A 12,534-nucleotide genomic window follows, 5' to 3' on the forward strand; every position below is an offset into this window, starting at 1 on the left:
CGGGGTGCAGGCCAGCGCCTGCACCCGCCAGCGCAATCAGTCTTTCTGGTCACGCAGCACATTGCCAGATTCACCGTCGATGCGGAACTCATAGACGATACCGTCGGACTTGCGCCCTTCACCTTCCCAGTAGCCATCGTTATCGGCTTCGATCTTGTAGACCTCGATGTAGCCTGCCTTGGTCTTGGCAGCCTCGATGGCTTTCTCGATGGTGATCCAGCCGGCACCCGGCTTGTCCGCCATGGCAGCGCCGGCACTGAGCAAGGCTGTGGTTGCGACGACGGCGGCTAAGGTTTGCTTAAACATTTTGGTACTCCATTCAGGGATTAAGTCTGCACTGTCCTGATTTTTTAGGGCCTTGCAGACGAGAATTAGTTCCAATTGATGTGCATTCGCCATGATCGCTGTTCTCGCCGTCCTGCTGGGGAGGTTAGAATGTGGGAAATCAGGATGAGTTAATGACAGATAAGTCCCTTTCAGAAGCCCAATATGACGCGATCACCGATGCGGCTGCGCACTGGTGCATGCGTTTGCACGCCGGCGATTGCACAACGGCGGAGCGTCAGGCTTTCGAGCAGTGGCACGATGCGCACCCACTGCATGCCTTCGAATATGCCGCGATGCTGGAAATCTGGGACGTTGCCGACCACCTGCCCCGCAGCGAACCGGCCCCTGTCGTGGTCCGGCTAAAGCCTCGCAGCCGGTTGCACAACTACGCAGTAGCCGCGGCGATAGCCCTGGTAGCCTTGCCATTGGCGGCCTTTACCGGCTGGGAAGTCGGCTGGCTACCCAGCTCATACAAGCATTACGAAGCCCAAAGCAGCCTGCGCCAGGTCACCCTCGATGATGGCAGTAAGGTTGAGCTGAACCTGGGCACCGAGCTGGTCTACAGCAATTACAAGGACCAGCGCCGGGTCACCCTGAAAAAGGGCGAAGCATTTTTTAACGTCAGCCATGACCCGCAGCACCCCTTCATTGTGCATGCAGGGGACGGCCAGGTGCAGGTGACGGGCACCCAGTTCAACGTCTGGAAATACGAAGACCATGTGCGGGTCATGCTGCTGCAGGGCTCGGTGCTGGTGACCAGCGATGAGGCCCACAGTGGCCTGCGCCTGTCTCCGGGGATGCAGGCCAGTTACAGCCGTGGTGATATCACCCCGCAGGCCCAGCCGGTTGCCCCGGGCGACACGGCCCTGGCCTGGCGTGAGGGTAAGCTGATCCTCGACAACCTGGCCCTGGCCGATGCGTTGCCGCTGATCAACCGCTACCTGAGCAAACCGGTAATGCTGGCTGACGCCGGCACCGGCGCAATTCGCATTGGCGGCATCTACAACATCAACGAGGTGTCTAACCTCGTCCCCTCCCTGCCCAAGGTTTTGCCGGTCTACCTGACCCAGAACCAGGACGGCAACCCCGTACTCAATTCCATTCCGCGTAAAACCCCAAAAAGCTGACCCTCGGGCGGCAGGGCGCGTGCCCTGCCCCAAGGCCGCTGCGTGCCTGGAACTGTCCACTTTTGAAACACTTGCACCGGCTGAACTGACAGCCGGCTGCGGACTGTCGGGTTTGTGGCGCGCAGTGTTTCATCCCTGAGACACGTGCCGGGCGAGTTGAACACAGGCCGCTCGTCTCACATTTGAAACACATCCTGCAGGCGCGCCTTTTCCAGAACGCATAACTCGTTGAATGACTTCATAAAATAAAAAGCGGCACAGCTCCTGCTCTCTTCCTGACAGCGCTGTTTAGGGTCAGCGCCAAGAATAAGGAATGCCGTCGTGAAGACACTTAATCCGGGCTCATTGAGCCTTCTGCTGATCAGCTGCGTACTGAGTACCAGCGTGAGCCTTCCAGTGCTCGCGGCAGGCGACGGTGTGATCGTGATTCAACGCACCGTCCAGGGCCACATGGCCGGCCGTACTGCTGGCGTCGACCCAAACCCCGTCACCGTAAATGCCAACGCTGCCCCACAGATCCTGCGGGCCACCAGTGAGTTGAGCGATAACGACTACGCCAGCATCAGTAGCGGCTCCAGCATCACGCGCGCCATCTTGCCTGGCGGCAATCTTCCCGGCTTGACCAACAACGGTGGCGGCGTGGGCCTCGGTGCAGGCGCAGCGGCCGGCCATGGCGGCGGCTCCAGCCTCTCCGGCCAGATCAACGGCTCAATCTCCCGCGGCATGGCGCCCCTGAACAACATCGGCGCCATGATGGGAGGCCAGTGAGATGAAATATTCCTGGTTGTTCCTCGCGATCCTCGCCAGCTCCTCGGCCATGGCTGACAACAGCGCAGTGATCGACAACTCCGGCAAGCAATACAACGGCGTTGTCTCGATCAACCAGGCGGCCGGTGACCAGCAGCAACAACTCAACAGCCGCGCCATTGCCACAGGCAGCAACACCCAGGCTGGCGGCGCTATCAGCCAGACCATCGGCGGCGCACCTGCAGGCCGCGCCCAAAACACCAGCGTGGCGATCCAGGGCAACTCTTTCAGCAATGGCAGCGGTGTACTGGGCGTCAACCAGTCGGCCGGGGCCAGCAACCAGATGATCAATGCCGTGCGGATCAGCGTGAATGCTGGCCCGCAAAGCATCGACGACGGCGTCATGTCGCAACAGAACGTGGCGCTGTCACCAAACTCAGGGTTTACCTCTACCACTGGCAGCCGCCAGGTCGTCACAAGCGACCAGGCCTTCACCGGCAGCCGTGGAGTGGTACAGGTCAACCAGAGTGCCGGGGTGGGGAACCGCATGGCTAACGCCCTGAATGTGCAGATCCAATGAGCATTGGATCGCAAGCTGCACCGTACCAACACTTAACCAACTAATTAGAAGCAAGGAGATACACCATGAAACCTACAATGGCTCTTAAACCACTGGTTTTCGCTCTGACTGCTCTCATGGCTGTTGCTGCAAACGCAGGTGGCTACGGCGGTGGCCATGGCGGTCACCCTCAACCTGCCCCGACATCCACAGTTGCTGCGGTGTCTGATGCCCAGTCGAGCCACGGCAACGGCGTGCTCAACCTCGGCACTCAAAACAATGCTTCGGCCAACAACTCGGTGAACGGCAGCAGCGGCAACGCTCAGGTCAACATCGCTGCCGGCGACGGCAACCAACAAGACAACCAGACCGCCATTGCCGCCGGCGATGCGGACGCTGTGTTTGCCTTGGGCACCATCACCCAGGACAACCGCAACAATATCTCCGTACAAGTGGCTACCCACAACAACGCGTCGCTCAACAACTCGGGTAACGGCAGCTCCGGCAACCTGGGCTTGAACGCTTCGGCCGGCAACTTCAACCAACAGAAAAACCAACTGGCAATTGCCAGTGCCAGCGGCACTGCTGCAGCGGCTTCGAGCAACACCACCCAAACCAGCGTAGACAATGCCTACCTGAACACCGTGGCTGTGCAATCGGGCCATCACAGCACCAGCTATCTGCCTGTCGTGAACAACGCCAGCGCAAATAACTCCCTTAATGGTTCGTCCGGCAACCTGGGCGCAAACATTTCGGCTGGCGTGGGCAATCAGCAAGGCAACACCACTGTGATCGCCTCTGGCGTGCGCTTCTGATCCAACGGGGCCTTGGCAACAAGGCCCCTTTTTTATTCCAGTGTCCACCAGGCCATTCGATCATGCGGATCATCGCCCTCACCTTCCTGTTATTGCTCACCGGCCCGACCTGGGCAGGGCAAATGGCGATTGCCGCCATGCCCGGCGGTGGCGTGATCTACAAGAAGGTCGAGAGCATCCGTGAACGCAAGTTCGCCAACCTGGTGGAACAGAAAACCGACTTCAGCTGCGGTGCCGCCGCCCTGGCCACCATCCTGCGCCAGGCCTACTGGATGGATGTGGATGAAGACCACATCATCAAGGGCATGCTGGTCAACGCCGACCAGGACCTGGTTCGCACCCAGGGCTTCTCCATGCTGGACATGAAACGCTACCTGGAAAGCATCGGCATGCGCGCCCGGGGTTACCGGATCAACGGTGACACCCTGCTCACCGTGAAGATCCCGGTGGTGGTGCTGCTGGAGATCCGCGGCTACAAGCACTTCGTGGTGATGCAGCGTGCCGACAAAGACTGGGTGTACATCGGCGACCCGGTACTAGGCCACAAGCGTTACGCCCGCGAGGACTTCGTCAAGGGCTGGAATGGCATCGTCTTCGCCGTATTGGGCGAAGGCTACGACAAGACCAATGTACTGCTCGCCCCGCCCACACCACTGACCGCGAAGAACCAGCTCAATGAGTTCAGCCCGGTCCGGGACAGTGAATTGATGGACTTCGGTTTTATCCAGAGCGACTTCTTCTAGAAGCGCAATAAGGGGCAGGACGCCCCAGGAGCAAACGATGAACACTTACCGTTGGCTGACGGTCATGTGCCTGGCAGCCTCAATGCCCGCTTATGCGTCATCGGTGTTCAAGCCGATTGAAATGAAAGACTCCGAGCTGGCCGAATTACGTGGGCGCTACGTAATGCCCGGGCGGATCATCAGCTTTGGCATCGTGATGAGCAGCACCTGGACCAACGCCACCGGCGACAGCATTACCGGCTCGGCCAGCATGCACGTCAACGCGTCGACCATCACCCCACAGTTTTATGTGACCACCACCAGCACTACCGGCAACGGCACGACGCCCACCACGGGCACCGGTACCGTCATCGGCGGCTCAGGGCTGGGCACCGGCCAAGGCGTTACCCAGAGCGTACGCGCCGCCGGCGATGGCAATACGGCAAACAACAACGTCGATATCAACGTCAGCCAGAACGGCCTGTCGCCAGCCAATATCGTGCAATCCGGGCAAGCGCTGGTGGCCGGCCAGACCATTACCGGCAACAGCGGCGCGGGCCAGATCAGCGTTTCGGCGAAGAACGGCGGGCTGCAGATGGCGATCCTGGCCAGTAACAACCAGGGGAATGTGACCCAGCAAATCGGCGGCGGCAATGTGCTGCAAGGCACGGTTTTGCAGGGCAACAGTAACTTCGTCAGCAACATGACCCAACTCAATGTGGTACTGGGCAACAACGGCCTGAACAATTTGGGGCAGAACCTCAACCTGAATCAACTCAAGGCCCTACGCACCAACGGTTATTGAACTACGCTGTGCCTCGACACCTGCGCATTAGAAAGGGACGGCTTATTTCATGCACCGATCGCTATCGTTACGTGCCGTAATTTGTTTAAGCACGCTCCTGCCCGCATCCATGTTGTATGCCGCGCCGGACACCGACATCGATACATTGAAAAAGGAACTGCTGGAACTCAAGCAACGCTACGAAGTGCAGCAAAAAGCGCTGGCGGTGCTGGAGCAACGGGTTCGCCAGGTTGAAGAACAGCCGGCAGCCCCGCCCCCCAAACGCCTGGCCAAATCCCCTGCAGACTTTCAGAAAGGCGGCACCACCGTGGCCGGCAATACGCCGGGCGTCGGTGCAGCTGCAGCTTCTGGTGGCGCAGCCGGCGGCGCGTCCTACGGCCAGTCGCTCAAGGATGATTCGGCCCCGGCGCAAAGCGTGAGCAACCTGTACAACGAGGCCAGCGGCTTCTTTGGCAACGGCAAGTTCAGCTTCGAAACCGGCGTGACCTATTCCCGCTATGACGCGCGCCAGTTGACCCTCAACGGCTTCCTGGCGCTGGACTCGATCTTCCTTGGCAACATCAACCTGGACCGGATCAAGTCGGACAGCTGGACCCTCGACCTCACGGGCCGCTACAACCTCGACAATCGCTGGCAGTTCGACGTGAACGTGCCGGTGGTGTACCGCGAGTCGACCTACCAATCCGGCGGCGCGAATGGCGGCAGTGGCACGGCGACTTCGGAACAATCGGTGACCCGCGACCCGACCATCGGCGACATCAACTTCGGGATTGCCTACAAGTTCCTCGACGAGAGCGTCAACCTGCCGGATGCGGTGGTGTCGGTGCGGGTCAAGGCGCCTACCGGCGAGGACCCGTTTGGCATCAAGCTGATCCAGTCACCGAGCAACACCAACCTCTACGTGCCGGAAAACCTGCCGACCGGCAACGGTGTGTGGTCGATCACGCCGGGCATCTCGCTGGTCAAGACCTTCGACCCTGCGGTGCTGTTTGGCTCGCTGTCGTATACCCATAACCTGGAAGACTCGTTCAGCGATATCAGCTCCCAGGTCGGTCAGAAAATCCCCGGCAAAGTCCAGTTGGGCGACAGCTTCCAGATCGGCGCGGGCGTAGCGTTTGCATTGAACGAGAAGATGAGTATGTCGTTCTCGGTCTCCGACCTGGTGCAACGCAAGAGCAAGCTCAAGCCTGATGGCGGCGACTGGCAGTCGGTGGTTTCCAGCGACGCCAACGCTGGTTACTTCAACGTGGGCATGACGATTGCGGCCACCGACAACCTGACGATCGTGCCGAACCTGGCCATCGGGATCACGCCGGATGCGCCTTCGTTCAGCTTCAGCCTGAAGTTCCCGTACTACTTCTAAACAGAACACTGCAGGAGCTTGCTCGCGAAAAACCTTAGAGCAACGCGGGGAACCAGAAGCCCCGCGTTATCGTTAACGAATTTCGCGAACAAGCTCACGCCTACAGACAAGGAAAAGCCCCGCAACGATAAGGGTCGTTGCGGGGCTTTTCGGTTTACCCGCCCTAGCGGATCTGGTGTTTGTGCAGCAACCGGTAGAACGTCGGCCGGGAAACCCCCAGCACACGGGCCGCGACACTCAGGTTGTCGCTGTGCCGGTTGAGCACATCGCACAGCGCCTGGCGTTCGGCGCGGTGCTTGTAGTCTTCAAGTGTAGCCATCGGCAGCGCAATTGCCTGGTGGCTTTGCAGCCCCAGATCAACGGCTTCGATTTGCCGCCCTTCAGCCAGCACCAGGCCACGCCGCACGCGGTTGGCCAACTCGCGCACATTGCCCGGCCAGCCGTGCTCGCCCATGGCCACCAACGCGTCTTCGCTGAAGCTGCGAGGGCGGCGGCCGGTTTCCTGGCTATAGAAGTGTGAAAAATGGTTGGCCAGCATCGCCACATCACCATGACGCTCGCGCAACGGCGCCGTCACCACCTGCAGGACATTGAGCCGGTAGTACAGATCTTCCCGGAAGGCCCCCTTTGCAACCGCTGCTTCGAGGTCGACGTGGGTGGCCGCCAGTACGCGTACATCCACCGGGATTGGCTGGCTGCCGCCAACGCGCTCGATCTGTTTTTCCTGGAGAAAGCGCAGCAGGTTGGCTTGCAGCTCCATGGGCAAATCGCCGATTTCATCAAGGAACAATGTACCGCCATGGGCCGCCTCGATACGCCCGACCTTGCGCTGATGGGCGCCGGTAAACGCACCCTTCTCATGGCCAAACAGTTCGGATTGGATCAGGTGTTCGGGAATTGCCCCGCAATTGATCGCCACAAACGGCTTGGCGTGGCGCTGGGACTGGCGATGCAAAGTACGGGCAACCAATTCCTTGCCGGTGCCGCTGTCGCCACGGATCAACACCGGGGATTCAGTGGGTGCCAGTTTGGCGAGCAACTTTCGCAGTTCACGAATGGGCCGGCTATCGCCCAGCAACTCGTGCTCGGGCTGGCCGGCGGGCGCGCTGTTGCCCTTGCCGCGCAGGCGCGCCATGCCGAAGGCGCGGCCCAGGGTGACCTGCACCCGGGACACATCAAACGGCAAGGTATGGAAATCGAAAAACCACTCGCAAACAAAGTCGCCAACGTTTTGCAGGCGCAGCACTTCCTGGTTAAGCACGGCAATCCACTCGGTGCCGCTGCGGCTGATCAGCTCCTTGACCGCCTCCGGGCGCTCCAGGTGAAACGGCTGCAAGCGCAGCAAACCCACGTCGCAGGAGCGCTCACCCACCGCCTCCAGGGCACAGCTGTCTACATCCCACCCCGCCGCACGCAAACCGGGCAATAACCCGTGGCAGTCCTCACACGGGTCGACCACAAGCAGGCGTCGCTGGGCAGGTGTAACAATCATGACTATTCCTTGGCGTCAAAATCGTTAAAGTTATTTAAAAACAGATATTTGGAATGCCTGTTGGTTACCCTATCAAGATCTTGACGCGGGCTTTGTACCGATTCGCTATAAGTCGCGCACGAACGGGTGCTTTCAGTTATCCGGGTGCGGTAAAAGGTCGCGGCACAACTTGCAGGAAGCTTTCAAAATAGCCCCTTACATGACATTAATCAGGGAAAGTTGAAAAATCTTCTTCTAACATGTGACCCGTACCCGGTGATCGTGCATCAGTACAAGTAACCAGTCGTTAGGCACGCCCAACCAACGGCTTCACTTGAATGGGCATTTAGAGAGAAGACCCCATGAACGCCCCGCTCCGCATCAACGAAGCTCTTTTGATCGCAGACCGTGCCTTCCAGCCCTTTCAATGCGTGGCCTGGCACGATGGCAACGGCGCCCTGAGCCTGAGTGTCATCGACCGCACCAATAACCGTATTGGCCGCAAACAGCTGTCTTGCAGCACTTATTCCGACCCGGCGCAGCTTGAAGACTTGCTCTTGCAAGCCCGCGCCGAACTCGACAAAGATGGCTATCAGTTACAATCCTGGGCAATGCCCAAGTAACTGAAAGTGGCCCGGGCGGCACTCAAAAGTGTGCCGCTGGGCCGCGCAGTGTATTCACTCGCACTAACATTTATAGGTAGCCCGCAGAGCAAGTTGCAACTTTACTTAGCGGGCTACTTATTACTGTGCTTGCCAATTAATGGGCCGAGAGAATAAATCGCTCGATGGCTTCCGCCGCCCCGTCATCGACATTACTGCCGGTGACCACAGTGGCCTGGCGCTTGACCACTTCCTCGGCCTGGCCCATGGCAATCGACAACCCGGCCACGTGAAACATCGCCGGGTCGTTGCCACCATCGCCGATGGCTGCTGTCTGCTCCAGCGGCACACCCAGGTGCGCCGCCAGGGTCTTCAAGGCTTCGCCCTTGTTGGCCTTCATGGCGGTGACGTCGAGGAACACCGGTTGCGAGCGGGAAACCTGGGCCAACCCCTCGACCCTGGGCTGCAATTGCGCCTCAAGCTCGATCAACAGCTGGGTATTGGTACTGGCCGCCACAATCTTGTCGACCCGGTCCAGGAACGGCTCAAAACTCTCCACCACAATTGCCCCATAGCCCAGGCCATGTTCCTCACGAACTGCCATCGGCCCACCCGGATCGCGACGCAGCCAGTCGCCATCGGCAAACAGCCACACCTCTACGTCAGGCTGGGGCGTAAACAATGCCAACGCCACCAACGCCGCTTCTGCCGGCAAGTGATGGGCCACCAGAATACTGCCGTCGGGATTGACCAGCGTGCCACCGTTAAAGCCTGCAATCGGTACATCGATGCCCAGCGCTTCGACCTGCTGCATCATGGCCTTGGGCGGACGCCCGCTGGCCAGGCTGAAAAACACCCCGGCCGCGCGTAACGCGCGAACCGTATCAATGGTGCGTTGGCTGAGGCTGTGATCCGGATGCAGCAACGTGCCATCCATGTCACTCAACACAAACCGGATAGGTTGACTCGGCAAGTCGCTCATCCGAGGCTGTGCCAGGTGTGGCCATCGCGCGCCAGCAACTCATCGGCCGCCGCCGGGCCGTCCTCGCCCGCCTTGTAGGCCTGGATACCGTCATCCTGCTTCCACGCATCGAGGAACGGTTGTACGGCACGCCAGCCATTTTCGATATTGTCTGCGCGCTGGAACAACGTCTGGTCGCCGGTCATGCAGTCGTAGATCAGGGTCTCGTACCCCGTCGACGGCTGCATTTCGAAGAAGTCCTTGTAGGCAAAACCCAACTCCACGTTGGCCATGTCGAGGGTCGGCCCAGGCTTTTTCGCCAGCAGGTCAAACCACATGCCTTCATTCGGCTGGATCTGGATCTTCAGGTAGGTGGGCTTGAGCTCATCAACCTCGGTGTCACGGAACTGCGCATAAGGCGCCGGCTTGAAGCAGATGATGATCTCGGTGTCGCGGATGCTCATGCGCTTGCCGGTACGCAAGTAGAACGGCACGCCGACCCAGCGCCAGTTGTCTATCATCACTTTGAGCGCGACGAAGGTCTCGGTGCTGCTGTCGGGTGCAACGTTGGCCTCTTCGCGGTAGCCCGGCAGTTGCTTGCCGCCGACTTCACCGGCGGTGTACTGCCCGCGTACCGAGTTGGCACGCGCGTCTTCCAGCGACCAGGGCCGTATGGCCCCGATCACCTTGGCCTTTTCGCCACGTACCGCATCGGCACCAAAGGCGGCGGGCGGCTCCATGGCGATCATTGCCAGCAACTGGAACAGGTGATTGGGCACCATGTCGCGCAGGGTGCCGGTGTGTTCGAAGAAGCTGCCACGGGTTTCCACGCCGACGGTCTCGGCGGCGGTGATTTGCACATGGTCGATGTAATGGTTGTTCCAGAACGCCTCGAACAGCACGTTGGAGAAACGGCTGATGAGGATGTTCTGCACCGTTTCCTTGCCCAGGTAATGGTCGATGCGATAAATCTGCTTCTCGCTCATCACCTTGAGCAGGCAGGCGTTCAGCGCTTCGGCTGTGGCGAGGTCCGAGCCGAAAGGCTTTTCGATCACCACCCGGCGGAACGCCTCCGGGGTTTCTTCGAGCAAGCCCGCCGCGCCAAGGCGCTGCACCACTTCGGCAAAGAAACGCGGCGCAGTCGCGAGGTAGAACACCGCATTGCCGGTGCCGCTGTCGGCGATTTTCTTGCCGATATCGGCGTAGGTGCCGTCGTCGAGGAAGTCGCCCTCGACATAGCTGATGCCCTTGGCCAACTGGGCCCACAACTGTGGGTCCAGGGCGTCTTCACCCTTGCCCTTGACCTTGCTCGCAGCCTCGGTGCGAATAAAGTCTTCGAGTTTCTTGGCGAAATCGGCGTCGCTGATGGCGTTGTGGTCAACCCCCACAATGCGCAAGCCGTTGCCCAGCAGCCCGTCACGGCTGAGGTTGTACAGCGCCGGCATCAGCAGGCGCTTGACCAGGTCACCGTGGGCACCAAACAGAAACAGGGTGGTGGGCGGAGCAGGTTCGGCCTTGAGTTTCTTGCCGTTGGCGGTCATTTTTTGGGTGTCTCCACATGGCCGCCAAAGCCGAAGCGCATGGCAGAGAGCATTTTGTCACCGTAGGTACTTTGCTGGCGGGAGCGGAAGCGCGCGAACAGCGAATTGGACAACACCGGTACCGGCACCGACTGCTCCATGGCGGCCTCGATGGTCCAGCGGCCTTCGCCACTGTCGGCGACCGAGCCGGAATAACCGTCGAGCTTGGGGTCGGTGGCCAGCGCATCGGCGGTCAGGTCCAGCAGCCAGGACGACACCACACTGCCACGACGCCAGACTTCGGCAATGTCTGCAACATTCAGCTCAAAGCGCTGGTCTTGTGGCAGGTTTTCCGAGTTCTTGGTCTTGAGGATGTCGAACCCTTCAGCAAAGGCCTGCATCATCCCGTACTCGATGCCGTTGTGGATCATCTTGACGAAGTGCCCGGAACCAGCGGGGCCGGCATGGATGTAGCCTTGCTCGGCACGGCTGTCAGCGCTAGCCGAACGATCCTTGGTGCGCGGGATGTTGCCCAGGCCCGGCGCCAGGCTTTTAAAGATAGGGTCCAGAAGCTTAACGGTCTCGGCGTCGCCACCGATCATCATGCAATAGCCGCGCTCCAGGCCCCAGACACCGCCGGAGGTGCCGACGTCTACATAGTGCAGGCCTTTTTCCGACAGGGCCTTGGCCCGGCGGATGTCGTCCTTATAGAAGGTATTGCCGCCGTCGATGATCACGTCACCGTCTTCCAGCAGTTGGCTCAGTTCTTCAATGGTGTTCTCGGTCGGGTCGCCAGCCGGCAGCATCACCCAGATCGCCCGGGGCTTTTGCAGCCCGGCCACCAGGCCTGCCAGGTCGGCAACGCCCGTGGCGCCCTCACCTGCCAAACCCTTCACGAATGCTTCATTGCGGTCGTAAACCACGGTGGTATGCCCATTGAGCATCAGGCGCCGCGCAATGTTGCCACCCATGCGGCCTAGTCCAATAATCCCCAGTTGCATGTGCTGATGCTCCTTACTACGAATAAATGTGTGTCACAGTTTATAGCGCAATGAGGCTAATGAGGGTTAGTCCAGAGCGGATCTGCATAGTTTCATGACAAAAAGTGGCCATCCTTTAGCCTTCAGTGCGGAAAAAGTCACAGCGACCATCAAAAATAAAAAAGTTCCCTTCGCAAAAAAAAGAATTCAGAATTGCCCCGACTGTTGCCGAGGGCCTCGAATCAAGCGCCCTGGCACCTCGATACACCGGCTATTTGCGAGGCAAGCAATGAGCACTGCACAGATGACCCGTCCACCACAGACCCTCTACGTCAACATTCGTCGCGATGAATTGCGTCAATTGAAAGAGGAGCGCGACCAGTTGCAGCAGGAAGTCCTGCGCCTGCGCTCGCACCTGCAAGGCCAGCTCATGCAACCGTCAAGCACCCAGCCAGCCCTTTGCTGAACCTGCGCTGAACGAACCGTTCAGGAATAACTCACGAAGTTTTCACATCCTCCTCCCGATACTCCCGCC

Annotated in this window: 14 protein-coding genes; 9 read left to right on the top strand and 5 right to left on the bottom strand. The window is 59.6% G+C overall.

The window, feature by feature from the left end; genetic code table 11:
• Window positions 1-36: 36 nt before the first annotated feature.
• The gene (locus ACZRN6_RS09585) at window positions 37-306 is read right to left on the bottom strand and encodes a PepSY domain-containing protein (RefSeq protein WP_322145573.1); all 270 of its coding nucleotides are present in this window, start codon (window positions 304-306) and stop codon (window positions 37-39) included.
• Between the two features lie 152 nt (window positions 307-458).
• Between ACZRN6_RS09585 and ACZRN6_RS09590 the strand changes: the two genes are divergently transcribed.
• From ACZRN6_RS09590 to ACZRN6_RS09620, 7 genes are all read left to right on the top strand, one after another.
• Complete coding sequence (locus ACZRN6_RS09590; protein WP_464007816.1) at window positions 459-1,454, top strand: FecR family protein; 996 nt, start codon at window positions 459-461, stop codon at window positions 1,452-1,454.
• Between the two features lie 321 nt (window positions 1,455-1,775).
• Window positions 1,776-2,222, top strand: a complete 447-nt coding sequence (locus tag ACZRN6_RS09595; RefSeq protein WP_464007817.1) for a hypothetical protein — start codon at window positions 1,776-1,778, stop codon at window positions 2,220-2,222.
• 1 nt (window position 2,223) lies between these two features.
• Window positions 2,224-2,781 carry an adhesin gene (locus tag ACZRN6_RS09600; RefSeq protein WP_464007818.1) on the top strand — a complete coding sequence of 186 codons (558 nt, stop codon included), beginning with the start codon at window positions 2,224-2,226 and terminating at the stop codon, window positions 2,779-2,781.
• Window positions 2,782-2,858: 77 nt separating this feature from the next.
• A complete protein-coding gene (locus ACZRN6_RS09605) occupies window positions 2,859-3,575 on the top strand; it encodes a hypothetical protein (protein ID WP_464007843.1) in 717 nt (238 codons plus the stop codon).
• 62 nt (window positions 3,576-3,637) lie between these two features.
• A complete protein-coding gene (locus tag ACZRN6_RS09610) occupies window positions 3,638-4,318 on the top strand; it encodes a C39 family peptidase (protein WP_464007819.1) in 681 nt (226 codons plus the stop codon).
• 37 nt (window positions 4,319-4,355) lie between these two features.
• On the top strand, window positions 4,356-5,102 hold the full coding sequence (locus ACZRN6_RS09615) for a hypothetical protein (protein ID WP_464007820.1): 747 nt from the start codon (window positions 4,356-4,358) through the stop codon (window positions 5,100-5,102).
• Between the two features lie 49 nt (window positions 5,103-5,151).
• Complete coding sequence (locus ACZRN6_RS09620; RefSeq protein ID WP_464007821.1) at window positions 5,152-6,465, top strand: hypothetical protein; 1,314 nt, start codon at window positions 5,152-5,154, stop codon at window positions 6,463-6,465.
• A 163-nt stretch (window positions 6,466-6,628) separates the two neighbouring features.
• On the opposite strand, the gene ACZRN6_RS09625 is transcribed toward ACZRN6_RS09620, so the two are convergent.
• Window positions 6,629-7,957: a sigma-54 dependent transcriptional regulator gene (locus ACZRN6_RS09625; RefSeq protein ID WP_464007822.1), complete on the bottom strand. Its 1,329-nt coding sequence runs from the start codon at window positions 7,955-7,957 to the stop codon at window positions 6,629-6,631.
• 341 nt (window positions 7,958-8,298) lie between these two features.
• On the opposite strand from ACZRN6_RS09625, the gene ACZRN6_RS09630 reads away from it, so the two are divergent.
• Window positions 8,299-8,559, top strand: coding sequence for a hypothetical protein (locus tag ACZRN6_RS09630; protein WP_322145582.1), 261 nt, complete (start codon window positions 8,299-8,301; stop codon window positions 8,557-8,559).
• 136 nt (window positions 8,560-8,695) lie between these two features.
• Here ACZRN6_RS09630 and ACZRN6_RS09635 read toward each other — a convergent pair whose 3' ends face one another.
• From ACZRN6_RS09635 to gnd, 3 genes are read right to left on the bottom strand one after another with little or no spacing between them, the layout of a single operon-like run.
• A complete protein-coding gene (locus tag ACZRN6_RS09635) occupies window positions 8,696-9,520 on the bottom strand; it encodes an HAD family hydrolase (RefSeq protein WP_464007823.1) in 825 nt (274 codons plus the stop codon).
• Entirely contained in the window at window positions 9,517-11,040 is a 1,524-nt protein-coding gene (gene zwf / locus ACZRN6_RS09640) for a glucose-6-phosphate dehydrogenase (RefSeq protein WP_322145584.1), read from the bottom strand. The genes ACZRN6_RS09635 and zwf overlap by 4 nt, the downstream gene beginning before the upstream one ends.
• A complete protein-coding gene (gene gnd, locus ACZRN6_RS09645) occupies window positions 11,037-12,044 on the bottom strand; it encodes a phosphogluconate dehydrogenase (NAD(+)-dependent, decarboxylating) (protein WP_322148701.1) in 1,008 nt (335 codons plus the stop codon). Before gnd ends, zwf begins: the two co-directional genes overlap by 4 nt.
• 244 nt (window positions 12,045-12,288) lie before the next feature.
• On the opposite strand from gnd, the gene ACZRN6_RS09650 reads away from it, so the two are divergent.
• Window positions 12,289-12,465 carry a DUF6026 family protein gene (locus ACZRN6_RS09650; RefSeq protein WP_322145585.1) on the top strand — a complete coding sequence of 59 codons (177 nt, stop codon included), beginning with the start codon at window positions 12,289-12,291 and terminating at the stop codon, window positions 12,463-12,465.
• The last annotated feature ends 69 nt before the right edge of the window (window positions 12,466-12,534 follow it).

Source organism: Pseudomonas sp. A125 (assembly GCF_055409485.1).

Bases quoted from the DNA above. Each gene is read 5' to 3' on its own strand.
- zwf (WP_322145584.1), bottom strand. From the start codon at position 11,040: ATGACCGCCAACGGCAAGAAACTCAAGGCCGAACCTGCTCCGCCCACC.
- ACZRN6_RS09625 (WP_464007822.1), bottom strand. From the start codon at position 7,957: ATGATTGTTACACCTGCCCAGCGACGCCTGCTTGTGGTCGACCCGTGT.
- ACZRN6_RS09590 (WP_464007816.1), top strand. From the start codon at position 459: ATGACAGATAAGTCCCTTTCAGAAGCCCAATATGACGCGATCACCGAT.
- ACZRN6_RS09615 (WP_464007820.1), top strand. From the start codon at position 4,356: ATGAACACTTACCGTTGGCTGACGGTCATGTGCCTGGCAGCCTCAATG.
- ACZRN6_RS09600 (WP_464007818.1), top strand. From the start codon at position 2,224: ATGAAATATTCCTGGTTGTTCCTCGCGATCCTCGCCAGCTCCTCGGCC.
- ACZRN6_RS09635 (WP_464007823.1), bottom strand. From the start codon at position 9,520: ATGAGCGACTTGCCGAGTCAACCTATCCGGTTTGTGTTGAGTGACATG.
- ACZRN6_RS09650 (WP_322145585.1), top strand. From the start codon at position 12,289: ATGAGCACTGCACAGATGACCCGTCCACCACAGACCCTCTACGTCAAC.
- ACZRN6_RS09620 (WP_464007821.1), top strand. From the start codon at position 5,152: ATGCACCGATCGCTATCGTTACGTGCCGTAATTTGTTTAAGCACGCTC.
- ACZRN6_RS09585 (WP_322145573.1), bottom strand. From the start codon at position 306: ATGTTTAAGCAAACCTTAGCCGCCGTCGTCGCAACCACAGCCTTGCTC.
- ACZRN6_RS09610 (WP_464007819.1), top strand. From the start codon at position 3,638: ATGCGGATCATCGCCCTCACCTTCCTGTTATTGCTCACCGGCCCGACC.
- ACZRN6_RS09630 (WP_322145582.1), top strand. From the start codon at position 8,299: ATGAACGCCCCGCTCCGCATCAACGAAGCTCTTTTGATCGCAGACCGT.
- ACZRN6_RS09605 (WP_464007843.1), top strand. From the start codon at position 2,859: ATGGCTCTTAAACCACTGGTTTTCGCTCTGACTGCTCTCATGGCTGTT.